Raw genomic sequence first — 24,777 nt, 5'->3', positions numbered from 1 at the left:
GTTTCCTGGGCGTCGTGGGCGTGCACGGTCTTCGTGGGCTTCGCCGGCGTCACGGTCTTCGTGGGCTTCGCGGGCATTCGTCCCGAAGTGTCAGACGCTCCATCCTCCGCCGAGGTTCCCCTTCCCGGCATCCGGGGAGACCGGGAGAAGACGTGCGAGCGCCCGCGTACCCCCAGGTCAGGGGGTACGCGGGCGCTCTTTTGATCACCCTGCGTGAAACTCAGCCGAACAGGTTGTACGCATTCCAGCCGGTCCCGATCTTGACCTTGGCCGCGTAGGGGCCGGACGCGGAGCCCGTGCCCTTGTACAGCCACAGCGTGCCCGAGGCGTCCCGGGCGACCAGGTCGGCCTTGCCGTCGCCGGTGATGTCACCGACGGCCGCGAAGGCGTTGTACGCGTTCCAGCCGGTCCCGATCTTCGTACGGGCCGCCCAGGGCCCGGACGCGAGGCCCGTGCCCTTGTAGAGCCACAGGGCGCCCGCGCTGTCCCGCGCGATGATGTCGGGACGGCCGTCGCCGGTCAGATCGCCCTTGCCGTAGATCTGGCCGTTGAAGATGTCCCAGCCGCCGCCGATCTTGGCGCGGGCGCCGAGGGCGCCCTTGCCGTTGCCGGGGTAGAGCCACGAGTTCCCGCTGGTGTCGGTGGCGACCACGTCCGGCAGACCGTCGCCGTTGACGTCACCCGGCGTGATGATCGACTTCATGACGTTCCAGCCCGGACCGATCAGCACATTGTTACCGCTGTATCCGTCCAGCCAGAACAGCCGGCCGTCCGTGGTGCGGACGACCAGGTCCTGGTAGTCGTTCCGGTCCAGGTCGCTCTGACGGACCAGGTTCAGTCCGCTGAAGTCGCCCATCGACGCCTTCGGGGCGAAGGCGCCGCCGGTCGACACGTACTCGTACGCCGATCCGGCCGGTGTCACGGCGACCAGGTCGGCCTTGTCGTCCAGGCTGAGATTCGCGTCGTCGATCCGGGGGTTGACGGCGCCGACGTAGGCGCTGACCCGGCTGAAGACGCTGTACGTGCCCTGCGCGACACAGTCCTTGGTGCCCCACGAGACGACGCCGACCAGCTTCCCGGCGACCACGAGCGGACCGCCCGAGTCACCGTTGCAGGTCGCGGTGGTCCCGGCGTCCGCGCCGGAAGCGGGCGCTCCCGCGCAGACCATGTGGCCCGCGACGAATCTCGACCCGTACACCGTTGTGCACGCGGTGTTCGCGGCGACCGGCAGGGTCGCCTTCCGCAGCGTCTGCGAGGGGTCCGGGCTGCCGGAGCTGGTGCGCCCCCAGCCGTAGACGGTTCCCTGGGTGCCGGTGACGTACGAGGCGCTGTCGGTCGCCGTGGTGATCGGCAGCGGCTTGGCCGTCGTGGGGACGTCGAGCGTCAGTACGGCCACGTCGTTGTCGTACTCGGGGTTGTCGTACGTCGGGTTGCTCCACTGCCGCCACACGCCGGTGGCGGTACCGCCGTGCAGATCCGTGGTGGTGCCGTCGGCGCTGTCGGTGGGGAGCTGGTCGGTGCCGCCGATGACGACACCGTGCAGATTCCAGTTGAGGCCCGCGACGCAGTGGGCGGCGGTCAGGATCTTCGACGGGGACACCACGGTGCCGCCGCAGAAGAAGCTGTCGTCGTCCTTCGTCGAGTCGGTGCCCTTGTCGTCGAAGTACCAGAGCTGGACCATCCACGGCGCGCTGGAGATCGTCGTGGTGGTGCCGCCGATGATCTTCGGGTCGACCGTGTGCGGGCCGGCGGAGAGCTTGGTGCGGGACGGGCCGTCGTCCGCCGCCACCGCGCCCGCGACGCGGGCGCGCAGTTCCGCCTGGGACGGCGCACTGGGGTGCCCGGCCGGGTGGAGAACGGGCGGCTGCGGGTCGCCGGCCTGGGCCGGCGTCGCCAGGAACAGACTCACGGCGCCCGCGGCGACCGTGGCTGCGAGGACCGCTGTACGGCTGCGCCGCCAGCGCCCCCGGCCCTCATGGGCAGAGAACACTCAGAACTCCTGTCGTAGAAATGCGCGACGGCCGCCAACGGGCGGTGGCCGCACGGGAGATGTGCACAGGAGCGAGTAGCTGACCGGACGTCGGCGAAAAGGGGCGCGGGCAGGCTGAAGCACAGCCCTGCGGCCGGGTCGGACGTCCGAAGATGGTTCCCCCCACCTGCGACTGGCAGATCATATGACTGCCAGCTTGGCCCGGACCACCCTCACCGGTAGCCGGGAACACATGTTTGAGCAAAGAAACAGCTCGGCCCGCCGGGAAACCGGCGGGCCGAGCTGTTTCTCGTCTGTCCTGACCGGAAGGTCAGTCGTTGTTGCCCGGCGTCGTCTTCGCGATCTGCATCAGGAACTCCGCGTTGGACTTCGTCTGCTTCATCTTGTCCAGCAGCAGCTCGATCGCCTGCTGGGAGTCGAGCGCGTGCAGAACGCGGCGGAGCTTCCAGACGATCGCCAACTCGTCCCGGTCCAGCAGGATCTCTTCCTTACGGGTACCGGACGGGTCGACGTCCACCGCGGGGAAGATCCGCTTGTCCGCGAGCTTGCGGTCGAGCTTGAGCTCCATGTTGCCGGTGCCCTTGAACTCCTCGAAGATCACCTCGTCCATCCGCGAGCCGGTCTCGACCAGCGCGGTGGCCAGGATGGTCAGCGAGCCGCCGTCCTCGATGTTGCGCGCCGCGCCGAAGAACCGCTTCGGCGGGTAGAGCGCGGTCGAGTCGACACCACCGGACAGGATGCGGCCGGAAGCGGGCGCCGCCAGGTTGTACGCGCGGCCCAGACGGGTGATGGAGTCGAGCAGCACGACCACGTCGTGACCCAGCTCCACGAGCCGCTTGGCCCGCTCGATGGCCAGCTCGGCGACCGTGGTGTGGTCCTCGGCGGGGCGGTCGAAGGTCGAGGAGATGACCTCGCCCTTCACCGACCGCTGCATGTCGGTGACCTCTTCGGGACGCTCGTCGACCAGGACGACCATCAGGTGGCACTCGGGGTTGTTCGTGGTGATCGCGTTGGCGATGGCCTGCATGATCATGGTCTTACCGGTCTTCGGCGGGGCCACGATCAGACCGCGCTGGCCCTTGCCGATCGGCGACACGAGGTCGATGATCCGGGTGGTCAGCACGCCCGGGTCGGTCTCCAGACGGAGCCGGTCCTGCGGGTACAGCGGCGTGAGCTTGTTGAACTCCGGACGGCCGCGGCCGGAGTCGGCGCCCATCCCGTTCGCGGAGTCCAGCCGGACCAGCGCGTTGAACTTCTCGCGGCGCTCGCCGTCCTTGGGCTGCCGTACGGCGCCGGTGACGTGGTCGCCCTTGCGCAGGCCGTTCTTGCGGACCTGGGCGAGCGAGACGTACACGTCATTGGGACCCGGCAGGTAGCCGGAGGTCCGGATGAAGGCGTAGTTGTCGAGGATGTCCAGGATGCCCGCGACGGGGATCAGCACGTCGTCGTCGGAGACCTGGACCTCGCCGCCGCCGAACTCGTCGCGGCGGTTGCCCCGCCCGCGGCGGTCGCGGTAGCGCCCGCGCCGACGGCCGCGACCGTCGCCGAACTCGTCGTCGTCCTGCGCGTTGCCGCCGCCGCCCTGGCCGCCCTGCTGCTGGTTCTGGCCGCCCTGGCCGCCGCCCTGCTGCTGGTTGCCCCGGTCGCCGCGGTCGCGGTTCTGCCGGTTGCCGCCATCGCGGTTGCCGCCCTCGGCGCCGTCCTCGCCGCGCCCGCGGCGGTCGCGCTGCCGCTCACGGCGGTCGCCGCGCTGGCCGCGCTGCCGGTCCTGGCGCTCGTCGCCGGACCCGGCGGCGCCGCCGCCGTTCTGCTGCTGCTTGCCGTCGCCCTTGGCGTCCTTGGCCTCGGTACGGCTGTCGGTCTTGCCCTCCGCGGTGTCGGCGGCGGCCTCGGCGGCGCGCTCGGCCTTCGCGGCCGACTTGGCCTGCTCACCGGCGGGCTGGCCGGGAATCTCGATCTGCTGGGGCTCCGCGGGCGCGGTGGCGGCGGCCTTGGCGGGGGCGGCCTTGGCCGCACCGTCCGCCTCGGCGGGCGCCTCGGCCAGCCGGGCCCGCGACGTCGCGCGGCGCTTGGGCTTCTCGGCCGCGGGGGCCTCTGCCGCGGGCGCGGCGGCCTGGGCCGTCGCGGCGCCGCCGCCCGCCTGCTTCTCCTTGATGGTCTCGATCAACTGGCTCTTGCGCATCCGCGCGGTGCCCTTGATCCCGAGACCGGAGGCGAGCTGCTGCAACTCGGCCAGGACCATGCCGTCAAGACCGGTCCCGGACCGGCGTCGCCGTGAGGCACTGGCCGTGGCAGCACCGGTAGCAGGCGCGTCGGCATCGGACGCGGCGACAGAGTTCTCTGCGCGCACGCCCATCAGATCGGTGGTGTCGCTCACGAAGGGTCCTTCCCTGGAGCGGACGTCGGCCTGTCTGGCTCGGCGACCGGTCGTGCTGTCCGGATCTGGGCGTTTCCGCTGCTCAGAGCCGGGGCGGTGGTCCGCCTGACGGCGGCAGAAATACATTCGGGGCTCGGCACGACAAGGGTTCTGGTGCCGACTCCGGAGCGTGCTCGACACTGCGCAGGACTGCTGCCTATGCGGTGTGGGAGGCTCCCGGAAGATAAGCGGTCCCACGGAAGGGACACAGTGCATCGCGCCCATTGGGCGTCGAATGCAGGCTTGAGGTTAACACTACCGGATCCAACAAACATTCCCCCTCTCTACGACCGGCAATCGTGTCACTGCCCCCCTGCGAGCGGCAGGACACTGGCTCCGGCCGTGTCGAGCGCCAGACGGTTGGCCGCCCAGCCCTCGCCGGCGAGCCGGGTGACCTTGTCGGCGGCGCCCTCCTCGGTGAGCGCCAGCACCGTGGGTCCCGCACCGGAGATCACGGCCGGTACGCCGTCGGCGCGCAGCCGGTTCACCAGCGCCAGGCTCTCGGGCATGGCGGGCCCGCGGTAGTCCTGGTGCAGGCGGTCCTCGGTGGCGGGCAGCAGCAGCTCGGGGCGCCGGGTGAGCGCCTCCACCAGCAGCGCGGCCCGGCCCGCGTTGGCCGCGGCGTCCACATGCGGGACGGTACGCGGCAGCAGCCCGCGGGCGGTCTCGGTGAGCAGGGGGGTGGCGGGCACGAACACCACGGGGACCAGCGAGCGCGCCGGGTCCAGCCGGATCGCGCGGGCCGCGCCGCCCTCGGTCCACGCCAGGGTGAAGCCGCCCATCAGGCAGGCGGCGACGTTGTCGGGGTGGCCCTCGATCTCGGTGGCCAGCTCCAGCAGTGCGATGTCGTCGAGTACGGCGGGGCCGCCTATCGTCACCGCGCGGGCGGCGATGATGCCCGCGCAGATGGCGGCGGAGGACGAACCGAGGCCGCGGCCGTGCGGAATGCGGTTGGCGCACACCACCTCGAGGCCGCGCGGCTGACCGCCCAGCAGGTCGAAGGCGGTCCGCAACGACCGTACGACCAGGTGCTTCTCGTCCCTGGCCAGGGTGTCGGCGCCCTCGCCCGCGATGTCCACGTGCAGGCCGGAGTCGGCGACGCGGACCACGACGTCGTCGTACAGGCCGAGCGCCAGGCCGAAGGCGTCGAAACCGGGGCCCAGATTGGCGCTGGTCGCGGGGACGCGCACTCGTACTGCGGCGGCGCGGAACGCGGGACCGGCCATCGTTCGACGAATCTCCTCGTGCGGTTCGCCCTGCGGGCGCGGCGTCATCGCCGGGCGGCGGGGCGGGGGAGGCACTGCCCATTGGCAACTGCCGGAGTCGGGCACACTGCGGTGCCGCTGAGGTAAGCCTATCGAAGGAAGGTTCTCCTGCGACATAGGGCGCACGAAGAGCGCGTGATGCGTGTCGCCCCTCCCCTGTGCGCCCCGTGCCTGCGGCACGCTTCCCCATGACGGCGAGCCGATCTTTTCAGAGCCGCCGCACCGCCGAGAACGGCGAGCCGATCTTTTCAGGGGCGCGAGGAACTGCGCGACAAGCCCCCACCGGGCTGTCAGCCCGGAAACAGCCGCAACTGCCCCGCTGGGGCCGGTTGTTAGGCCGCGCCACCGTCGGTGGCTGAGCGCGCAGTTCCTCCCCCAGCCTTCGGCCGGGAGGTACCCCCAGCGCCCCTGAAAACCTGGCCCCGCGTCAGCGCGACACCGCGCACCGGCGCCCCGGAAAAGATCGGCTCACCGCCCGGGAACGGCCCGGCTCAGACCAGCCCGAGCCGCTGCGCAGCAGCATCGGCATCGACCGGCACGATCACCGGCTGCGGAGCACCCTCCACGGCCCACCCGGGGTCCTTGAGCCCGTTCCCGGTGACCGTGCAGACGATCCGCTGACCGGGATCCACCTTGCCCTCCTCGCGGGCCTTGAGCAGCCCGGCGACCGAGGCGGCGGAGGCGGGCTCGACGAAGACGCCCTCCTTCGCGGCCAGCAGCCGGTAGGCGGCCAGGATCTGACGGTCGGTCACGGCCTCGATGAGGCCGCCGGACTCGTCGCGGGCCTGCTCGGCCTGCTGCCAGGACGCGGGGTTGCCGATCCGGATCGCGGTGGCGATCGTCTGCGGCTGACGTACCGGCGCGCCGTTGACGATCGGCGCGGCGCCGTGCGCCTGGAAGCCCCACATCCGCGGCCGCGAGGCGGACACACCGTCCGCCGCGTATTCGCTGTACCCCTTCCAGTACGCGGTGATGTTGCCCGCGTTGCCGACCGGGAGGAGGTGGATGTCGGGGGCGACACCGAGCGCGTCGACGATCTCGAAGGCGGCGGTCTTCTGCCCCTCGATACGGGCCGGGTTGACCGAATTGACCAGCGCCACCGGGTACTTCTCGCTCAGCCCGCGCGCCAGGTCGAGGCAGTCGTCGAAGTTGCCGTCGACCTGGAGGATGCGGCTGCCGTGCACCAGCGCCTGGCCCATCTTGCCGAGCGCGATCTTGCCCTGCGGCACCAGCACCGCGCAGACCATGCCCGCGCGCACCGCGTAGGCGGCGGCCGACGCCGAGGTGTTGCCGGTCGAGGCGCAGATGACGGCCTGCGCGCCCTCTTCCTTGGCCTTGGAGATGGCCATGGTCATGCCCCGGTCCTTGAAGGAGCCGGTGGGGTTGGCGCCCTCGACCTTCAGGAAGACGTCACAGCCGGTCAGCTCGGACAGGAGCTGGGCGGGGACCAGCGGGGTGCCACCCTCCAGCAGCGTGACCACCGGGGCGCCCGGGGCGACCGGCAGCCGGTCCCGGTACTCCTCGATGATGCCGCGCCACTGGTGGGTGCCCGACATTCGGGGCCGGTCGACGGTTCCGTTGTTCATGGTGCTGTTCATAGCGGGCCCTACTCCCCTTCCACGCGCATGATGCTGGCGACGCCGCGTACGGTGTCGAGTTTCCGCAGGCTGGCGACCGTCGCCGAGAGGGCGGAGTCGAGCGCGCGGTGAGTGACGACGACGAGGGAGGCCTCGCCGTCCTTACCCTGCTGCCGCACCGTGTCGATGGACACGTCGTGCTCGGCGAAGACCGTCGCGACCTGAGCCAGGACGCCCGGTTTGTCCGCCACGTCGAGGCTGATGTGGTAGCGGGTGACCACATCGCCCATCGGGCTCACCGGCAGTTGCGTGTACGCGGACTCGCCGGCGCCGGTGGTCTCGGCCAGCTTGTTGCGGCAGGCGGCCACCAGGTCGCCGAGGACGGCGGAGGCGGTGGGTGCACCGCCCGCACCAGGACCGTAGAACATCAGCCGCCCGGCCGCCTCCGCCTCGACGAAGACCGCGTTGTACGCCTCGCGCACCGAGGCCAGCGGGTGGCTGAGCGGGATCATCGCGGGGTGGACGCGCGCGGTCACCGAGCGCCCGTCGGGGCGGCGCTCGCAGATGGCGAGCATCTTCACCGTGCAGCCCATCTTCCGCGCGGACGCGATGTCGGCGGCGGTGACCTCGGTGAGGCCCTCGCGGTGCACGTCGTCGATGGTCACGCGGGTGTGGAAGGCGATTCCGGCGAGGATCGCGGCCTTCGCGGCGGCGTCGAAGCCCTCGACGTCGGCGGTCGGGTCGGCCTCGGCGTATCCGAGCGCGGTCGCCTCGTCCAGCGCCTCGCTGTACCCGGCGCCGGTGGAGTCCATCTTGTCGAGGATGAAGTTCGTCGTGCCGTTGACGATGCCCAGCACCCTGTTGACCTTGTCGCCCGCGAGCGACTCGCGCAACGGCCTGATCAGCGGGATCGCCCCGGCGACGGCGGCCTCGTAGTACAGGTCGACACCGTGCTCGGCGGCCTTGGCGTGCAGCTTCGCGCCGTCGGCGGCGAGCAGCGCCTTGTTCGCGGAGACCACGGACGCGCCGTGCTCGAAGGCGGTGGTGATCAGCGTGCGGACCGGCTCGATGCCGCCGATGACCTCGACGACGACGTCGATGTCGCCCCGTTTGACCAGGGCGGTCGCGTCCGTGGTGAGGAGTTCGGCGGGGACGCCCTCGCGGACCCGGTTGGGGCGGCGTACCGCGATCCCGGCCAGTTCGATGGGGGCACCGATCCGCGCGGCGAGGTCGGCGCCCTGCGTCGTGAGGATGCGCGTGACCTCTGAGCCGACCACTCCACAGCCCAGCAGCGCCACCTTCAGCGGACGCGTACGCATCATCCGACCTCGTCTCTCGTACAGCTCCGTGCGGACCCGGGGTCCGTACAGCTCTTGGATGGGAACCAGTCTCACTCACCGGACGGGAGATGCCACGCCCTGTCCGGTGAGTGAGACCGGCCGTTCACCCGGCGATATTTCACGTCACCGAGCGCGTTCGGCCCGTGAGATTACGCGTCAGCGGGCCCTCGTACTGCCGAATCGCCTCAACGTGCTTGCGGGGACGGTGAATTCTTCACCATCGCGGGCGCTTCGCGCTGCCGGCGTCCCGGCGGCGTCTGGCGGCATTTCGGCGGCTCTTCGGCGGCTTCGGGGTCAGCCGACGTCCAGCCGCAGCAGGTCGTCCTCCGTCTCGCGGCGGACGATCACCCGCGCCCGGCCGTCGGTGACCGCGACCACCGGGGGCCGCAGCGCGTGGTTGTAGTTGCTGGCCATGGCCCGGCAGTACGCGCCGGTGGCCGGTACGGCGAGCAGGTCGCCGGGCGCGAGGTCGGCGGGGAGGAAGGCGTCCTTGACGACGATGTCGCCGCTCTCGCAGTGCTTGCCGACGACCCGGCTGAGCATCGGCTCGGCGTCACTCGTACGGGACACCAGCGAGACGCTGTACTCGGCGTCGTAAAGCGCGGTGCGGATGTTGTCCGACATGCCGCCGTCGACGCTGACGTACGTGCGCAGGCCGTCCAGCGGCTTGATCGTGCCGACCTCGTACAGCGTGAAGGCGGTCGGTCCGACGATCGCGCGGCCCGGCTCGACCGAAAGCCGGGGCACCGCGAGCCGGGCCGCCTCGCACTCGCGGGTGACGATCTCGCCGAGCGCCTTGGCGATCTCCTGCGGCTCGCGCGGGTCGTCGTCGGTGGTGTACGCGATGCCGAGGCCGCCGCCGAGGTCGATCTCGGGCAGCTCGACGCCGTGCTCGTCGCGTACCTCCGCCAGCAGCGACACGACACGGCGGGCGGCCACCTCGAAGCCGGCCATGTCGAAGATCTGCGAGCCGATGTGGCTGTGGATGCCGACCAGTTCGAGGCTCTCCAGCTTCAGCACCCGGCGGACCGCCTCCGCGGCCTGCCCGCCCGCCAGCGCGAGACCGAACTTCTGGTCCTCGTGCGCGGTCGCGATGAACTCGTGGGTGTGCGCCTCGACGCCGACCGTCACCCGGATCTGCACGCGCTGCCGCTTGCCCTGCCGGTCCGCCTCCGCGGCGACCCTGGCGATCTCCTGGAACGAGTCCAGCACGATCCGGCCGACGCCGGTCTCCACCGCGCGCTCGATCTCCGCGGTGGACTTGTTGTTGCCGTGCAGCGCGATCCGCTCGGCGGGCATCCCCGCCTCCAGCGCCACCGCCAGCTCCGTACCGGAGCAGACGTCCAGATTCAGCCCCTCCTCGTGCAGCCACTTCACGACCGCGCGGGACAGGAACGCCTTGCCCGCGTAGAAGACGTCCGCGTCGTGCCCGAAGGCCGCCCGCCACGCGCGGCAGCGGGCCCTGAAGTCCGCCTCGTCGAGGATGTACGCGGGCGTGCCGTATTCCTCGGCGAGCGCGCGCACGTCCAGGCCGCCGACTTCGGCGGCGCCGTCGGCGTTACGGGTGACGGTGCGGGACCAGACGCGGGTGTCGAGGGTGTTGAGGTCGGCGGGCGGGGCGGCGTAGTGGCCCTCGGGCAGCACATCGGCGTGGCGGGGCCCGGCGGGGTGTGCGGAACGGCTCACGGTGTCGTCTTTCTTCGCAGATCGGGGGTTGTTTTATGGGGTGCTGGGTTGTGGACCGGCCTCGTCGTCGGCCCGCTGTCGTTCGCCGGGCTTCCGGCCCTCAGACGCGGTCGGGAGCGCTGATGCCGAGGAGGTGGAGGCCGTTGGCGAGCACGATGCCGGTGGCGTCGGCGAGCCGGATCCGGGCGGCGTGGACGGCCGAGGGTTTCTCGTCGCCCTTCGGCAGCGCGGGGCACTCGTCGTGGAAGCGGAGGAAGGCGTCGGACAGCCGTTCCAGATGGCGGGCGAGCCGGTCGGGCGCGCGGCGCCGTGCGGCGGTCTCGATGACGCGGGGGAAGTCGGCGATCAGGCCGAGCAGTTCGGTCTCCGCGGGGTGGTGGTACGGGTCGTCCACCGTGCTCTCGATCTCCACGCCCAGGTCATGGGCGTTACGGAGCAGCGCGCGGGTGCGGGCGTGGGCGTAGCGGATACGGAAGAGCGGGTTGCTCTCGCGCTGCGCGAGGAACGTGTCGTCCGTACGGGGCGGGTCCTCGGCGGGCGGCCGGAGCAGCGACCAGCCGGCGGCGTCGGGGCCGAGGCGGGCGACGGGGTCGTCCTGGGGTTCGGCCGCCGTCACGCGTTCCTCGGCGGCTCCGGGTGCGGCGCCCGCGGCGCGCAGCAGCCGGTTCACGGCCTCGGCAACGGCCTGGGCCCGTACGGCCCCTTCGTCCGCGGCCACGCCGCCGGCCTCACCGGCCAGGCCGTCCCCGGTCCCGTACTCCGGGCCCTGGGCGCGCACCTGCCGGACGACGTCCGCGTACGCCCACGCGTTGAGGGTGATGTTGAGGAAGCCGGGGCCCGCGATCTCGACCAGCGCGATGCCGGGCTCGGCGCTGAGCCGCCTGCTGAGGATCTCCGCGACCTGTCGCGGCGGGCGCCCCGCGGCTCCCGCGAGCTGCAACGCCACGTTCGTCGCGTAGTCCCCGCATCCTGGCCGCGGCGGTCGCTGCACCACGACTCGCTCCGGCACCTCCACCCCCAGCTCCCCCGCCGCGACGGCACGGCGCACCGTACTCAGCACGGTGCGGGACAGCTCAGCGGGGGTCACGCGGCAAAGCCTAGGCGAGGGGGTGGGCCTCGGGGCGACCGGGTTTTCCCAGGGGGGTCGCGGCCGCGGCTTTGCGGGGGGGCGGGGGGGCGTCTTTCGACGCGGGGGGGGCGGGGCGGGGGCCGCACGGGCCGGTGCGGGGTGCGGCGCTAGCTCTACGCGGGGGCAGGCGCCACCGCCCGCAGCGGCGTTACGAGGGCGGGGCGGGCGCGGCATTCTCGGCCAACGGAACGGGCCCCTGCCGAACGGGCCCCAGCCGAACGGGCTCGGGTACGGTCCCCCAGCCCTGTCCAGGCACCGGGCTTACGCGGAACCGGGGGCGGAAGCCGTCTGCCCGCGGGGCTCGGGCGGCACGGGGCCGCGCCGGACCAGCCCACGTACGGTCTCCACGAGGTCGGCGGGCTCGAAGGGCTTCGCGACATAGGCGTCCACCCCGCCCGTCCCCTCCGGCAGGGACCCGGCGCTCACCATGACGATGCCCACGCGCCGCGTCTCCGGATCCGGGTCCGCCCGCAGCCGCGCCGCCGTCCGTACCCCGTCCAGCCGCGGCATGACCACATCCAGCGTCACCACATCCGGCCGCACACTGTGCACGATCTCCAGGCACTCGGCACCATCAGCCGCGGTCACGACCTCGAAGCCCTCCAGCTCCAGGTTGACCCTGATCAGTTGCCGGATCACCTTGTTGTCATCCACAACAAGCACCCGGCCGGACGCACCCGCCACACCTCGAAGAGTAGGCGTGCCCCTCTCGATGCGTCCGCGTTTTGCCCATTTCTTCCCCGCCACGGGTGAACCCCCCTCCCCCCAGCACCCCCCACCTCCCCTCCCCCACCCAAACCCTGTCCGGCCCACCTCCCCCAACCTGCTAATGTTCTTCCCGTCGCCCCCGTAGCTCAGGGGATAGAGCAACGGCCTCCGGAGCCGTGTGCGCAGGTTCGAATCCTGCCGGGGGCACTTCCTAGTAGGTGCCTAAAGACCCCGCTACCAGCCTCAAGGCTGGATGCGGGGTCTTTGTGTATGTGCGGCCGGATGCGGCTCGGGGCAAGTGCTTGCCAGTGATCACGTAATGACGACGTAATGATCTTTCGGGGCGTCCTGTCGCTCCGAGCACCCACTCCTACGCGTCGAACACACCAGACACGTCACGATCGAGCGCCTCTCGCTCGCGGAGGAAGTCCGCGATCTCATCGGCGTATTTCGTCCCAATCCGCCCATACAGCCACTCGTCAACTGCACCAGCGGTTCGCGCATAGGAGTCAACGACATCGACAATGGGAACCGCGCCGCCGAAGCCAGTAATCCATTCCCGAGTATCACTGGCCCACCTATCCCACCTGAGGAGCGGTTCGCCCGGCAGAATGAATGTGATCGAGAAGGACTCACTTCCGAACACCTGTTGCGACTGCGCAACCGGCAACTAATGATGCGCTATGTAGTTGCGCAAGCCTTTCAGGAAGTTTGCACCCGGATCCCTGGAGAAGGAAGAACCAATTCTGTCCCGATACTCCCCCGTAAGCACAGTATCCTCCGCCAAGTACCTCCTCATAAAGGCTCGTTGCTGGTCTACCCGCGTACTCATAGCTGTTAGTACGTTGTGTAGTAGACGCTCTGCTTCGGACAGCAGTTGATCGTGTGCTTCCGGGTAGCGCATGTCCATGATCGGCAGGGATACCCCGGGATCCTGGAGACTTGCAACAAGAGCCTTGTAGTCGGTCACGTTGCCCTGGAAGACGTAGCCAATGCGCTTGATGCGGTCCTTGAGAGCCATACCGTGGTAGCCCAGGCTCGCTTGAAGTTCCCGCTGTCGTTCCAGAAACGACGGCCCGATGTGTGGCACATGGGCCGGCTGATCACCCGTGGGGATGTTTGTCGCGTCAGCGTCCGTCATGCCGGATGACAATACTCGTCTCGCCGACCACCGGCTGGCGAATTTCCCTTGCGTGGACGATCCAACCCCGGCACAAGCTCAGAGGCTGCCCCCGTGTGCGGCGCTAGTTGTTAAGATCTCACCGCACACGGGGGCAGCCTGGTTCGTTAGGGCGTCCCTCCTAGCTCTCCGATAGACCCCTCATGATCCGGTCGTTCATCTCCTCCTCTTGGCCATCGATGCACTTCGCGTAGATCTTGAGCAACACGTCCACTGAGTGGCCCGCACGAGCGGCGACCTCGGGTGCTGGCACTCCGGAGTTGAGCCACTGGGAGACGCCCGCGTGGCGGAGGTCGTACGGCCGGGCCGCCATCACCGAGGCCACCTGAGCGGGCAGGAGCCCCAGCTCTCGGGCCTGCTTCCAGACACGGGAGTACGAGGAGGCGGCAACGACGTTGCCGTACTCGCTCTGGAACAGGCGCCCATCATCCGCCGTGCCGAACACCTTCACGTGGTCGAGGATCATCCGAACCAGCGGAGGCGGGATCGGCACGACCCGGACCTCATTCTTTTCCCGCTGCTTGAGCCCGCGCCGGTCGTGAGCCTCACCGGAGTCCGTCCATGCCCTCCCGGCGGAGGGCCGCGTCTCGGCAACCTCGATGCGTCCCCATCCCGTCTCCGGCAAGGTGCAGTCGGACAGCCGAAGTCCCAGTCCCTCCGCCGGCCGCAGTGCTGCGTAGTAGAGGCAGCCGAAGAAGGCTTGCAACCGGCGACCGCTGGCCCGGTCGAAGCGGCCGACGTACGTGACAGCGGTCAGCAGCTCCCGTGCCTGCCGCGGATTGACCACCACGCGCCGGTCGACTTCCTGCAAGGCCCGCTTGCCTCGCTTCCGTCGCACCCGCGTCAACGGATTGGCCGACAAGAGGTCCAGTTCGACCGCGTACTCCAGCGCGTTGAAGACGACAGCACGCCGCCGCCGGTAGGTCTGCGTCGCCGCAGGCTTACCGTCCAGCTTGCGCCCGAGAGCATCGACCAGTTCGTGAACGCGAGCCAACTCGTTCAACTCACCGACCGGCAGCGACGCACGCTCCAGCCACTTCACGGCCGCCGCTACTTCCTCCAGCCGATCCCGTTCCCGACGTGGCGGAGGAAGGGCGTACGACCTGAGCGCCCGCCTCAGCGTCTCGTTCGAGGGCTGCCCCCGCAGAGGTTTGACGAGCACCGGCACCATCAGGGCCAGCGCATCGGTCATGCTGTCCCGATGCTTCGCCGACGCTTCTCCCCAGCGGTGATCGAGGTATCTCACCGCCAGGTCGAGGATCGACAGCGACGCCCTGCCGCCCCGCATCAAGTCCGGCAGACCGTTCACCGAGTCGAACGGCTCGCCTTTCTCCACCGCGCCGAGCAGCTTCGCCCGGAAGCGGTCCGCGAGCGCCTTCGTCTTGAAGACCTCGTGGAACGGCTCCTTCTCCACTGACCAGCGCACCAGATGTGTCGGCTTCTTCGCCGACCGGTTGACGCTGATCTTCCAGACGGAGACCTTGTATGACTTCACGCCGTCCCCTCCGCCCGCTCGTCCAGCCACGCGCTCAGCGTGGACCGCCGAACCCGCAACTCACCGTTCGGCAGCCGGATGCACGCCGGAGCGATGCCCAGCTCGCGCCAGCGGTAGAAGGTGCGCCGGGAGATCCCGCCAAGCTCGTCCAGGACCTCACGCACGGTCAGCAGCCCGGTCACGCGCTCACGCGCCATGATGTTCACCGCCCTCCCGCACCGAAGCCGCGATGAGGGCAGCCGCAGGCGAATAACCGCGCCCGGCGTAGCGCCACTCCCCCGCCATCACGACCGGGCGTTCGCCTAGCCCGAGGGCGTCCCGTTGCTCCGCCGCACGGTGGTCGGCGCGCTCCTGCCGCAGAGCCGTGAGAGTGGTGGAGTACAGCCGCGACTTCGTGGAGAAGTGTCCGCCATAGCCGAGCATGTGGGCCCAGCGCCGCAGCCCGAGCGGTTCGAAGTCGGGCAGGCCGCCCAGCCACCAGCACGTGGCGATCATGCGCAGCACGTGCGGCCGTACCGGTAACAGCACCAGATCCCGCGCCCGATGGATACGGCCGTCGACAGCGCCGGCGGCCTCGACCCCCTTGGTGGCGTACTTGGCGATGTATCCCGCCACGGCTCCCGAGGTCAGATCTCCCATGGCGAATTCGGCGATGATCCGTACGTCGACCTGGGCACCGAATCGGAGGAGCCGCGGGCCAATGACACGCGCACCCGGTGCCGCCAGGCGTACGAGAGCCGCAGCGGCGTGAATCGCGTCGGTCAGCAGAGTGGTGGTCGCCCAACCGGGCGGCGCGATCCCCGGCCCGCCCGGACCGTCCAGTCGCACCACGGCATGGAAGTGGATCAGGCCCCGCCGCTGGTACTCCGCGACCTTGGCGTACGAGAGCCGGACCGACTCCCCCAACTCCGCGCGTGACAGGTCGGCTCGACGGGCAAGCTCGCGGCGCAGTTCAAGGGCGAAGCGGTGCCAGAGAGCACCCGCGTGGACCTGCCAGAGGACAGCCCCCGCGTAGTCGTAGCACCGAGGGCACAGCGGCTCGCCGAGACGGGGATCGTCCGGCGCGTGGTGCACGTGACAGCCGACCAAAGCACCGTGCGGGCACCGCTCCCCCGCCCGACGCGGACGACACGCAAGCTGTCGGCCGTTCCGTTCGCGTCGGGTGTGAACCGGCCCGAAGCCGGGAGCCGTCAGCGTGACGAAGACCCGCGGGCGCCCCGCCACGACGACAGGAGTCGACTTGCCGCCGACGAGCCCGGCCCGGATCAGTTGGTACGTGTCGGCCCGGTACGTACGCGCGCAGGCCGGGCAGACGCTCGCCCGACGATTGCCGCACGCGACCAGGAGGCGCCCGCCGTACGACTGGGAGTCGTGCGTCCACAGCACCTCGCCTGTGCGGGGGTCGATGAACGCCGACTGCCCGACGAGGTGAATCGGATTGGCGCAGCCGTTGAGACGGAGGATGTTCCGGCGCCAGGCCGCGAAGTCGGACTCTGCCGCCCTGGCGATGAGGGAGGCCACGCTATTCGGAGTCGCGTTCATCGACGACCGCCCCCGAACGCCTGCCACATGACAGCCGTGATGGCTTCCGGACGGGTCTTGGCGCTGAACCTCAGTGTGGGGTCGGTCAACCAGAGTGCGGCGGCGTGCGCCGGGCACAGCCAGCGTTCGAAGCTGTCGAGGCCGACCATGACGACCTGTTCGCGGCCGTCGCACGTCGGTCGTTCCGGCTCCCGCAACTCGCACTCGGGCGGGCGCGATTTGCGCGGGCGATTGGCGGTGGACACAGTGTGAGTGCTCCTTTCACTGCTCATGTGGCGGATGGAGTGGGCTCCTGGCGGGGTCGGGTTTGGCGACTTCGCGCCCCGCTAGGAGCCGTTCGCGCGTAGGCGCGGGGGCCTGGATCTGGGCATGGCTGTCCCCTTCGTCGTGCGGGAGGGGTTCGTCAGAAGCGCAGTTGGCCGAGGAAGGTGCTCAGGCCGGTCAGCGCGGTGGTGATGAGCGGGGCCGCACCGGTCGCGGCGAGCAGGAAGCCGAAGATCCCGCTGATCAGGACGTCTGGGAACCGCAGGTAGCGGATGCGCAGCAGGAACCAGATGAGGAGGCCGAGCAGTACGACGGCCGACATGGACACCAGCACCGTTCTCCCCCTTTCAAGCGTCGTCGCGGTCGAGGCGTTCCAGGACGGCGGTCGCGGCGGCACCCTTGGCCGAGCTGAAGTCGCTTGCCGCGTCGTGCAGTTCGGCGAGATACGGCGTCAAGGGTGCGTATGCGGCGGCCATTGACTCCGCGTCCTTCTCCGGAATCAGGTGCGAGCGGGCGCGTTCCCAACCGTCGCCGGAGGCCAGTACGGCGGTGCCGGCCTGGTCGGGACGGATGGCTTGGGCGGCCTTGAGGGAATCGGGGTTGAGGTCACCTTGCGCCATCTCCGCCGTACCCGGATCGGCGACCCGATGGCACACCCGGCCGCCGAGTTGGGCGCGCAGCGCAGTCACCCCCGGCCCGAGGTCGGACCCGACTCTCTGACCCGCCACGATGAGGAACACCCCGAGCGCGGCGCCGAGTTGGGCGAGCCGGATGAGCGCCGTACCGGCCGCGTGCGCTTCGTCCTTCTCGGTCCGGTTGGCGATGAGAAAAAGCTCCGCCAACTCGTGCACGATGACGACGACCGGGACGGGCCGCTTGTCTTCCGGCAGGCCCCAGACGTTCCGGACGTGCGCCGCCCGGCAGATCGCCATGCGCTCCTGCGTGAGGCTGACGAGAGCGGATAACAGCGTCACCGCCTGCGTGCGGTTGGTGGCCAGCGCGGAGAGCCGAGGACCGTACAGCGACAGTTCCATGCCGCCCTTGCAGTCGATCCCGACAAGGGCGACGGGTTGCGGTGCCAACCCGGCCACGAGCGCGTTGATCAAGGTCGACTTGCCCGAGCGCGTGGCTCCCACGATGAGCCAATGGGGTATCTGGCGGAGGTCGATCACCCACCGGGCGCCGGTTTCCAGCACGCCAACGGCAACGCTCAGGAGACGATCACTACTGCGGGCCGCGGGCAGGCGCGGTTCCTTGAGCGGATCGGCAGCCGAGGCCGAGATCCGTACGAAGCCAGGCTTCCACGGCGTGACGCGTACGGCGTGTACGAGCCAGGTCTCGGCGAAGGCCGGCGCCGCCTTGGCGAAGTCCTGCGGTATCTGGCCGGGAAGGAGGCGTACGACGAACCAGAAGCCGCCTGCCGTGGGGCGTACGGTCCCCCGCCGGGGAACCCGCGGTTGCGGCGGAGGTGCGCCGTTGCCTACGAGACCGGACACGACGGTCAGCGCAGCCTTACGGCTCACCGCCAAACCGCACCCGGCCATCAAGGGCCGCCATGTACGACTGACGCGTACCGACGCGACGGGGAAGCCGACGAGGAGCCACCACGCCACCGGGTATCGGCGGCGCAGGGCGGGCCCGGTGATGATGAGGCCGGTCACCAGCGCGAGGAGGCCCGTGAAGACGAGGGTCGCGGCAGCGTGCCCGGCGGATAAGGCCGCGTGATTCGTCACTGGCCGGCCCCCTTGCCGGTCGGTGCAGGAGCCGACGGGGCCGAGAACGGCAGAATCTCCGCGGCCCGGAAGGCGACTCCGTGCCGACCGTCGTTCTCTCACGGCGTGGCCACGAGATCCCGCACATGCACCGGCATCCCGAGCTGCACACCGCTCGGCTCCCCCGCCACGCTCACGTTCACTACGTCCGCCGACCCGGCGGACATGAGGCACAGGCCGACCTGAAAGACCGTCCGGCCGGTGTCGCGGTCGACCCGGAGCTGCCCGGTCTCCCGGTTGGCGACACGCGGTGCCGGAGGCACCGCGCAGATGATCGCCGTGTACTTGGTGGTGTCGATCGGAAGGCTTACCACTTCTCTGAACTCCTCTGCCATCAGGGGTGAGTCGGCGTACGCCGACTCTGATTGACAACCCGTAGTACGGGTTGAGAGTCCAGAGTGCGACCCGTAGTACGGGTTGTCAAGCGGTTCGAGATGCGGGACGCTACTTGCTCGCGAGCTAGTAAGCGCTCTGCTTGCTTGCGCGCGAGCAAGTACGACCGAACGCAACGGAGGCCCGATGCCAGCGGAGAACACGCAGCCGAAGTACCGCCAGATCGCGGACTACCTGCGCCGCGGCATTCTGGATGGGACGTACCCCGCCGGCCAGCCCCTTCCCTCCGAAGAGGCGCTGGCGAAGCAGTTCGGTGTGACGCGCCCGACCGTACGACAGGGCCTCACCGAGTTGCGCGCGTCAGGACTGGTCGAGGCCATCATGGGCCGCGGTACGTTCGCCCGCTCGCCGCACAGCCGCCCCAGCCACAGTCGCCCCCGCGGCGTACGCCGAACGAAAGACGGCACCTACGCCGAGGCAGACGGCATCCACTGGCTCAACGCCGAGGAACCGGTCGCCACCCGCACGGACGCCCCGCTCGCCCTGGCCGATCTCCTACGCATCCCGCCAGGTGAGCCGCTGTTCACGTACGACGCGTTGCAGACGGCAGAGCCGGGCCGCTTCCGCCAACTCCACCGTACCTACGTGCCGTTCTCCGTCATGGTCGGCACCAAATACGAGGAAGAGCCGCCCCCGCCGGCGCCGGACCTCTACACAGCGCTAGCCGACCTGGGCCACGAACTCCACTTCACCGAATATCTGCGCCCCCGGATGCCCCTCCCGGACCAGGCCCAAGCCCTCCGCCTCCCCGAAGGCGTCCCCGTCCTGACCATCCTCCGCGTGACCCTCAACCAGGACGACAAGCCCCTTGCCCTGGAGGAGTTCCAGCTCCCTGGCGACGACCTAGAACTCGCCTACCCCCTCTGACCCACCAGCTCCCTGGCTCAAACTTTCTCTACGTCTTCAAGGCACCCGGCTCCGCTACCGCTCCGCCGGGCGCGCGTCCGGCGTCCGGCCGCGCCGCCGCTCCTGTCTCCGCCCCGCTCCGGCCCGGCCGCGCCGCGCGCGCCCGCGATGGATTGGCCGGCGGCATGAGGTGATCCCGTACAGCCGAGGTCAAGACGATGCCTCCGGCGGGGGCGCTCCGGCTCCGAGATATGCCCTCACCCGCTGGCGTCCGCAGGTTCGTCGGGGTGGGGTGGGGGCTCTCATCCCACCTGCCATCGCCCCGGGCAAGCCGAGCAGTCGCGGCTCAGGGCGTCAAGGTCGTTCGTCCAGCGGGGCGCTCCACCTTGACGCCCTGAACCACGCCCGCTCCACAGAAGTGCGGGCCGACGGCAGACGGGATGGGAGAGGTGGGGTGTTGTGCTGCTCGGCAGACCTCACCGATTACCGTATTACCGCCGTCGCGCAGCTGGAGCTGTTCTATACTTCATACCTGAGGATCCTTGATACAGAATGCGGTTATCGGCTTTTTCGCGATGCGTCATTCATGCGTGTTTGAGGGAGGAGATTTCTGCGTCGGTGAGCGGATGTCGGAGTATGGAGATTCTTTATGACGCCGGAGCAGGAACTAATAGAACTCGTATCGGACTGGCGCAATCACGTTGACCAATTGCCGATTTGGTCCGCCGGGGAAGAGCGGCTTCATGCGCTCATGTCTGCGGTTCTTGGTGGGAAAATTGCAGTAGCAGAGCGTGGGGTAGATTTTCCAGAGTTCTCTTGGGAGGTTCTCCTCGATTACCTCCTGTCGTGGCATTTCAGACACCCCTTCGGTGATGAGCCGTGCACTGAGGAGGGTGTACACGATGCCGTATTCGCTGCGATGCAGGCAATGCGATTCGAGTCACTCTCTGCCGCTCTGCAAATCGGAGCTTACCGTGTGAGAAAGACAGGAAATAACTTCAGGGTCACATATAAATGGGACATGGGTCTTGAAGTTGCCGATTTGTATCTTGAGCGGCAGGCTGCACCCGTCGGTTTGGAAGGCCCCACAGAAAAGGAAATGGAATGGGCTTCTGGGCAATCGCGTGCCGGACTGAATCCGTTTGACCCTCCGGGTGATGTTATCCGTGCCACCTTTGAGCGAACCCGTCGCTCAGTTCAGGCGTGGCGTGATGCATCCCAAGAGTCTCCGCTGTCGGATTCCATCGACCTTGGCGATGGTCTAACAGTCGGTGTCATGGCAAATGTACTAGCAGCACTTATGGCCGTTGCAGAGCTTGGTGAGATGGCCCATTCAAAGGGTCGCGTTCGAGGCACGACGCTCCAGCATGCCACAGAAGAAGCTATCGTTGAGTCTGTGGGTCGGCTCTGTGACGACCTTTCTCAGGAAGTGGTTTTGCAGGCTATACGCCGTTTGATGGCCGGGCCAGGGAAATCAATGCGAACCTCTCTTCTTATCCCTAATAGCGGCCTCATTACGATTCTTCCGCTTGTGATGTTCCCTCGGGCTATTGATGCAATCGTCCTTCGCACTGCTGCGGCCGACCGTGCACGCTACGGTCCAATAGGTCAACGATTGGGTGAGCGTGCCGTGGCGTGGGGTCGTTGGCTCACTGATATTCCAGGTGCAATGATTGCCGAGAGCGTGGGAGTGCGGGATCCGGGTAGACGCATTGCGGGAGATCTTGACGTCGTTGCGGTAGACCCGAGTTCACGCAAGGGGCTTGTTCTAGAAGTTAAGTGGCCTATTGACGCTGTCACGCTTCGGGAAAATTCGAAGACGGATGAATTGATTATTCGCGCCAGTGTGCAGCTAGGAAGGGTTAGGGGGTTGCTTAGGGCTGGTGTCGCGCACGTAAAATTTCCCGATGGGTGGCCTGATTTCAATGACATAGATTGGTCGTGGGGAATTGGCGCGCCGCAGCAGCTTACTTCTCAACCGCTTCCGGAATCCGACATGTTCGCGACGTCATTTCGATACGTCTCACGACTCGGTCAGACAGCCTCGCTGTCTGACCTTATAGCGATCCTTGAAAATCCCATTGTCCCTGAGTTGAATAAGCACTACCGAGTTGGAGCCAAAACCCTCTCGCTCGGGCGACATTTTGTCCTCATAGAGGTGCTGGAGTGCAAGGTAGCCGACTGGAAGCCGAACATCGGCTCGTGACGCCCTCGCATGGACCGCCGTCGCTGCGTTTCGGCTAGCGCCGTGCGAGGGATCGGACAGTGTCAGTGCGGACGATTGCATGACTGTTTGTGACCCGCGGTTCTTCCGAGGTGCGGAAAACCTGATGTTCGAGAGCGCCATGGACCTAAGGGGGGCACAGGGGGCGTTCGTCCTCTGGCGGACTCTGGCTGGGCACTGGGGCCGTGCCCGAAGCACGGGTCGACAGCAGATGCGATACCGTGACTTGGTTCTACGGCCGCCGGATACCGCAAACCTCCAAGTACTTGTCTGCCAGTGCGGTGTACGTGGAGTCCTCGTCTTCGCCAGTCTCCTTCAGCCACGCGTTCAACATCAGGCGCGCCATATAGCCGGTGGGGTGCTTCCTCTTCCGCTCCTGCCCCCTGCTGTTCGGCTTGGCCATGATCTCGTGGTTGATCCGGAGCCGGATCTCCTCTGGGATCACGGAACCGCCAGGCCCGGTGAGGAAGTCGAGGGCGTACTGGTGGGGATACAGGCCAGGGTCATACGTGGGGCGAGGCGGGGGAGTCCACTCGGCGAGCACCTCGGTCACCTTCTTCATGACCGCATCGTGCCACCGTCCGTGACTGTGGAGGAACTTTCTGCTGCCGCGATGGGGCCGGGGCCGGTGGGGGCGCTCCGCTCGGCTCGGGAGCGTCGTGGTTGGACGTACGGGTGTCACATAGTGGGTGACCGGGCCATACTGGCCACATGATCTAGGGTCGCGGCCTTGCGGCAGTGTGACATCTACGGCTGACATCAACGGCCACGGATTCGGCTGGACAACCACAGACAACCGTGGACATTGGCCCTGGCCCGTGACCCCGATCACCGATGGTCACGGGAACCGATACGTAAATGGGCAGTTTGTTGTCTAACGCGCCAAGCCTCAGGAGTCTTTCGAGCAGCGGTCCTTCGCGGTCTGCCGGACGATGTAGTCGAAGCCCATACGGCTGAGGACGTTGCCGCCGACGTTGGGGTCGTGCAGTCCGGCCAGGGAGCGGGCGTAAGGGGCCGCGTGGGGGCCGCGGTAGTCGAGGCTGAGACGGCCCGACAGGATCGCGTCGATGATCAGCACGACCGCCTGGAGGAAGTGGTCGTAGTTGGCCGCCGTGCACTCGATTCCAGAACCCTCCGAGAGCCAGCCGGCGAGCAGGGGCTCCAGGTAGACCTTCGGGGCGCAGGTCTCGGACGGCCTCCACAGAGAGACGAATGCCTGGAATTCCTCGCAGCTCATCTCGACGTGACTGTAAACGCGCGCGTCAGCGGGTCGTAATGGTGTGGTCACTGTGATCCTCGCCAGGTCTGCTGGAATGAACAACGACGTGTTGAGACGCGTGCGGCGTCACCGCCATCCGACGCGCCGCGCATGATCGGCGGTACCGCGTTTCGCCGGTCTGCCTGCCGCCCTTCCGGGCTGCGGCGCTGGGGCGCCGGTCCCGGCCGGGCGGCAAAGGAACCGGAACCAGTGAGCGCCCGCCGTACGGCTTCGGACACGCAGGGTCTTCTCCGCTGCTACTGCGGACGATCGGCAGGAGCAACGCCCTCCGCCATCTCATGGGCCAGTCCGGCACTGATCAGCCGAGCCAGGATCTCGGCCGCCTCCGGCCTGACGACTCCGATGCACACCAGACCATCACCGGATACGTTCACGTCCGGTCTGAGACCCGGAAAATCGGAGGCCAGGCCGAGAAAGCTCAGTTCGCGCGCCAAGTCGTCGGCGCCGCGCTTGGCGGCAGCCCATCCACGGACGTAGGGAACTCCAGGCGTGAGCCTTTCGGCGCGCTCGGCGCACACTCCGCGAGGGTCGGTCATGCCTCGTTCCACCATTCCTCAGAACCTGCCGGGGGATCGAAGGACGTTCCAGCGCATGGGATTTTGTATCCTGACGCCACCGCCCGACGCACAAGACCGGCGAGGCGTTCGGCGGTTTCTGGGGAGATGCGGCCGAGGTCGATGAAGCCGTGGCCGAAGGCGTTCATGTCGGCGCGGAGGAAGGGGAAGTCCCGTTCCATGCCAAGGGCGACCAGCACGCGGCGGAGGGAAGTCACGGCATCGCGGGCCGCGTACCACTCGTGGCTGTCGATCGGCGACCAGAGGGCCGCGTCACGCTCCTGTCGCCCGTCACTCGGCATCGGCTGTCTCCTGGCCGTACTTTTCAGCGCGGGCGAGAAGTTTGGCGGAGGCGGCGAGCATCACGGCCAGGGCGACGGTTTGCAGCGGCGAGCCGTGCTGGGAGTGGGTGGGTGCGTTCAGCCACTCGAAGCGGTCGCCGGTCAGGGCCATCGGGCCGGGGACGACGACGTACGAACCCTCGCTGAGGATGCGGTAGTCGGGCGGGGTCGAGGTCTCGCGGGACAGGGAGTCCGCGAAGCGCGGGCCGGACTCGGGCGGGAGGAAGAAGCCCATTCGGCTCGCGCCGCGGTCGACCATCACCGCGCCGACCGGCATTCCGCGGCGCCGGAGTTGGTCGAACGTCTCCATCCCCGTCTGTTGATCGACGGCCAGGACATCGAAAAGCGCTCCGGTGGCGACGAGTTGGGGCTGTCGCGGCTCGTCGAGCCACATCATCCGGCACTGCGTCGGGTCCTCCGACGCCAAACTCAGCCATTCGATTCCGCGGCGTGTCATCATCTGCACGCGCCATCACCCCAAAGCGTCCGGCCGCGGACTGTCCGCCACCACGACCAGCCTCGAACCGCGCCCCCTGAGCTGGGCAGATGACGACAGATGACGGTAGGTGACGAGCAGGAGCAGTACGCGTCATCCGCCGTCCCCCCGCCGGTCCCTCAGTCTGCGGCGAGATCAAGCGCGTAACGCATCGATCACGTAAGGTGATGAGTCAGCCACTAATCGCGCGACGCAGCGAAGAGGCCGGGTGGGATACGTGATCGGCGGAGACGGCGCCCAGATCCGGGCAGCGCGAAAGCAACGAGGATGGGGCCAACTG

Annotated in this window: 23 protein-coding genes, 1 tRNA gene and 1 pseudogene; 3 read left to right on the top strand and 22 right to left on the bottom strand. The window is 68.6% G+C overall.

The window, feature by feature from the left end; translation table 11 throughout:
* Positions 1-220: 220 nt before the first annotated feature.
* From ACFZAM_RS10540 to ACFZAM_RS10505, 8 genes are all read right to left on the bottom strand, one after another.
* Positions 221-1,990: a trypsin-like serine protease gene (locus ACFZAM_RS10540; protein WP_355344206.1), complete on the bottom strand. Its 1,770-nt coding sequence runs from the start codon at positions 1,988-1,990 to the stop codon at positions 221-223.
* Positions 1,991-2,300: 310 nt separating this feature from the next.
* Positions 2,301-4,367 (bottom strand): transcription termination factor Rho, encoded by a 2,067-nt coding sequence (gene rho, locus ACFZAM_RS10535; RefSeq protein WP_355344209.1) that lies wholly within the window; start codon positions 4,365-4,367, stop codon positions 2,301-2,303.
* A 341-nt stretch (positions 4,368-4,708) separates the two neighbouring features.
* Complete coding sequence (gene thrB / locus ACFZAM_RS10530) at positions 4,709-5,632, bottom strand: homoserine kinase (protein WP_355344212.1); 924 nt, start codon at positions 5,630-5,632, stop codon at positions 4,709-4,711.
* Between the two features lie 530 nt (positions 5,633-6,162).
* Positions 6,163-7,227, bottom strand: a complete 1,065-nt coding sequence (gene thrC / locus ACFZAM_RS10525; RefSeq protein ID WP_391044820.1) for a threonine synthase — start codon at positions 7,225-7,227, stop codon at positions 6,163-6,165.
* Between the two features lie 50 nt (positions 7,228-7,277).
* Positions 7,278-8,570: a homoserine dehydrogenase gene (locus ACFZAM_RS10520; RefSeq protein WP_355344218.1), complete on the bottom strand. Its 1,293-nt coding sequence runs from the start codon at positions 8,568-8,570 to the stop codon at positions 7,278-7,280.
* Between the two features lie 312 nt (positions 8,571-8,882).
* Positions 8,883-10,274: a diaminopimelate decarboxylase gene (lysA, locus tag ACFZAM_RS10515; RefSeq protein ID WP_355344221.1), complete on the bottom strand. Its 1,392-nt coding sequence runs from the start codon at positions 10,272-10,274 to the stop codon at positions 8,883-8,885.
* A gap of 100 nt (positions 10,275-10,374) precedes the next feature.
* Positions 10,375-11,361 (bottom strand): ArgS-related anticodon-binding protein NrtL, encoded by a 987-nt coding sequence (gene nrtL / locus ACFZAM_RS10510; protein WP_391044575.1) that lies wholly within the window; start codon positions 11,359-11,361, stop codon positions 10,375-10,377.
* 303 nt (positions 11,362-11,664) lie between these two features.
* Positions 11,665-12,087, bottom strand: a complete 423-nt coding sequence (locus tag ACFZAM_RS10505; RefSeq protein ID WP_391044572.1) for a response regulator — start codon at positions 12,085-12,087, stop codon at positions 11,665-11,667.
* A 159-nt stretch (positions 12,088-12,246) separates the two neighbouring features.
* Here ACFZAM_RS10505 and ACFZAM_RS10500 point away from each other — a divergent pair.
* Positions 12,247-12,318: transfer RNA gene (locus tag ACFZAM_RS10500), tRNA-Arg, on the top strand.
* Between the two features lie 163 nt (positions 12,319-12,481).
* Here the strand turns inward: ACFZAM_RS10500 and ACFZAM_RS10495 are convergent.
* From ACFZAM_RS10495 to ACFZAM_RS10455, 9 genes and pseudogenes are all read right to left on the bottom strand, one after another.
* A complete protein-coding gene (locus ACFZAM_RS10495; protein ID WP_391044569.1) occupies positions 12,482-12,781 on the bottom strand; it encodes a hypothetical protein in 300 nt (99 codons plus the stop codon).
* The gene (locus ACFZAM_RS10490) at positions 12,782-13,252 is read right to left on the bottom strand and encodes a hypothetical protein (RefSeq protein ID WP_391044567.1); all 471 of its coding nucleotides are present in this window, start codon (positions 13,250-13,252) and stop codon (positions 12,782-12,784) included.
* 160 nt (positions 13,253-13,412) lie between these two features.
* A complete protein-coding gene (locus ACFZAM_RS10485) occupies positions 13,413-14,786 on the bottom strand; it encodes a tyrosine-type recombinase/integrase (protein WP_391044565.1) in 1,374 nt (457 codons plus the stop codon).
* On the bottom strand, positions 14,783-14,983 hold the full coding sequence (locus ACFZAM_RS10480) for a helix-turn-helix domain-containing protein (protein ID WP_391044563.1): 201 nt from the start codon (positions 14,981-14,983) through the stop codon (positions 14,783-14,785). Before ACFZAM_RS10480 ends, ACFZAM_RS10485 begins: the two co-directional genes overlap by 4 nt.
* The gene (locus ACFZAM_RS10475) at positions 14,973-16,328 is read right to left on the bottom strand and encodes a replication initiator (protein WP_391044562.1); all 1,356 of its coding nucleotides are present in this window, start codon (positions 16,326-16,328) and stop codon (positions 14,973-14,975) included. Before ACFZAM_RS10475 ends, ACFZAM_RS10480 begins: the two co-directional genes overlap by 11 nt.
* Positions 16,325-16,573, bottom strand: a complete 249-nt coding sequence (locus ACFZAM_RS10470; RefSeq protein WP_391044561.1) for a hypothetical protein — start codon at positions 16,571-16,573, stop codon at positions 16,325-16,327. The genes ACFZAM_RS10475 and ACFZAM_RS10470 overlap by 4 nt, the downstream gene beginning before the upstream one ends.
* A 158-nt stretch (positions 16,574-16,731) precedes the next feature.
* Complete coding sequence (locus ACFZAM_RS10465) at positions 16,732-16,926, bottom strand: hypothetical protein (protein WP_391044559.1); 195 nt, start codon at positions 16,924-16,926, stop codon at positions 16,732-16,734.
* Between the two features lie 13 nt (positions 16,927-16,939).
* Positions 16,940-18,325 carry an FtsK/SpoIIIE domain-containing protein gene (locus ACFZAM_RS10460; RefSeq protein WP_391044557.1) on the bottom strand — a complete coding sequence of 462 codons (1,386 nt, stop codon included), beginning with the start codon at positions 18,323-18,325 and terminating at the stop codon, positions 16,940-16,942.
* A pseudogene (locus tag ACFZAM_RS10455) lies at positions 18,322-18,678 on the bottom strand (hypothetical protein). Before ACFZAM_RS10455 ends, ACFZAM_RS10460 begins: the two are co-directional and overlap by 4 nt.
* A gap of 205 nt (positions 18,679-18,883) precedes the next feature.
* Here ACFZAM_RS10455 and ACFZAM_RS10450 point away from each other — a divergent pair.
* The gene (locus tag ACFZAM_RS10450) at positions 18,884-19,624 is read left to right on the top strand and encodes a GntR family transcriptional regulator (RefSeq protein WP_391044555.1); all 741 of its coding nucleotides are present in this window, start codon (positions 18,884-18,886) and stop codon (positions 19,622-19,624) included.
* Positions 19,625-20,252: 628 nt separating this feature from the next.
* On the top strand, positions 20,253-21,809 hold the full coding sequence (locus tag ACFZAM_RS10445) for a hypothetical protein (RefSeq protein WP_391044553.1): 1,557 nt from the start codon (positions 20,253-20,255) through the stop codon (positions 21,807-21,809).
* A 250-nt stretch (positions 21,810-22,059) separates the two neighbouring features.
* Here ACFZAM_RS10445 and ACFZAM_RS10440 read toward each other — a convergent pair whose 3' ends face one another.
* From ACFZAM_RS10440 to ACFZAM_RS10420, 5 genes are all read right to left on the bottom strand, one after another.
* Positions 22,060-22,389 (bottom strand): hypothetical protein, encoded by a 330-nt coding sequence (locus ACFZAM_RS10440; RefSeq protein ID WP_391044551.1) that lies wholly within the window; start codon positions 22,387-22,389, stop codon positions 22,060-22,062.
* Between the two features lie 327 nt (positions 22,390-22,716).
* Positions 22,717-23,064, bottom strand: a complete 348-nt coding sequence (locus tag ACFZAM_RS10435) for a hypothetical protein (protein WP_391044549.1) — start codon at positions 23,062-23,064, stop codon at positions 22,717-22,719.
* 278 nt (positions 23,065-23,342) lie between these two features.
* Positions 23,343-23,642, bottom strand: coding sequence for a hypothetical protein (locus tag ACFZAM_RS10430; protein WP_391044547.1), 300 nt, complete (start codon positions 23,640-23,642; stop codon positions 23,343-23,345).
* Positions 23,639-23,962 carry a hypothetical protein gene (locus ACFZAM_RS10425; RefSeq protein WP_391044546.1) on the bottom strand — a complete coding sequence of 108 codons (324 nt, stop codon included), beginning with the start codon at positions 23,960-23,962 and terminating at the stop codon, positions 23,639-23,641. The genes ACFZAM_RS10430 and ACFZAM_RS10425 overlap by 4 nt, the downstream gene beginning before the upstream one ends.
* A complete protein-coding gene (locus ACFZAM_RS10420; protein ID WP_391044817.1) occupies positions 23,952-24,461 on the bottom strand; it encodes a bifunctional DNA primase/polymerase in 510 nt (169 codons plus the stop codon). Before ACFZAM_RS10420 ends, ACFZAM_RS10425 begins: the two co-directional genes overlap by 11 nt.
* Positions 24,462-24,777 lie beyond the last annotated feature (316 nt).

This window comes from Streptomyces sp. NPDC008079, assembly GCF_042957385.1.
Classification (GTDB): Bacteria; Actinomycetota; Actinomycetes; order Streptomycetales; family Streptomycetaceae; genus Actinacidiphila.
This window is presented reverse-complemented; position numbering and strand designations above follow the sequence as displayed.

Coding starts and splice junctions, on each gene's coding strand:
- thrB (WP_355344212.1), bottom strand. CDS start 5,632: ATGGCCGGTCCCGCGTTCCGCGCCGCCGCAGTACGAGTGCGCGTCCCC.
- thrC (WP_391044820.1), bottom strand. CDS start 7,227: ATGTCGGGCACCCACCAGTGGCGCGGCATCATCGAGGAGTACCGGGAC.
- ACFZAM_RS10520 (WP_355344218.1), bottom strand. CDS start 8,570: ATGATGCGTACGCGTCCGCTGAAGGTGGCGCTGCTGGGCTGTGGAGTG.
- ACFZAM_RS10490 (WP_391044567.1), bottom strand. CDS start 13,252: ATGACGGACGCTGACGCGACAAACATCCCCACGGGTGATCAGCCGGCC.
- ACFZAM_RS10480 (WP_391044563.1), bottom strand. CDS start 14,983: ATGGCGCGTGAGCGCGTGACCGGGCTGCTGACCGTGCGTGAGGTCCTG.
- ACFZAM_RS10475 (WP_391044562.1), bottom strand. CDS start 16,328: ATGAACGCGACTCCGAATAGCGTGGCCTCCCTCATCGCCAGGGCGGCA.
- ACFZAM_RS10450 (WP_391044555.1), top strand. CDS start 18,884: ATGCCAGCGGAGAACACGCAGCCGAAGTACCGCCAGATCGCGGACTAC.
- ACFZAM_RS10445 (WP_391044553.1), top strand. CDS start 20,253: ATGACGCCGGAGCAGGAACTAATAGAACTCGTATCGGACTGGCGCAAT.
- ACFZAM_RS10440 (WP_391044551.1), bottom strand. CDS start 22,389: ATGAAGAAGGTGACCGAGGTGCTCGCCGAGTGGACTCCCCCGCCTCGC.
- ACFZAM_RS10435 (WP_391044549.1), bottom strand. CDS start 23,064: ATGAGCTGCGAGGAATTCCAGGCATTCGTCTCTCTGTGGAGGCCGTCC.
- ACFZAM_RS10430 (WP_391044547.1), bottom strand. CDS start 23,642: ATGACCGACCCTCGCGGAGTGTGCGCCGAGCGCGCCGAAAGGCTCACG.
- ACFZAM_RS10425 (WP_391044546.1), bottom strand. CDS start 23,962: ATGCCGAGTGACGGGCGACAGGAGCGTGACGCGGCCCTCTGGTCGCCG.
- ACFZAM_RS10420 (WP_391044817.1), bottom strand. CDS start 24,461: ATGATGACACGCCGCGGAATCGAATGGCTGAGTTTGGCGTCGGAGGAC.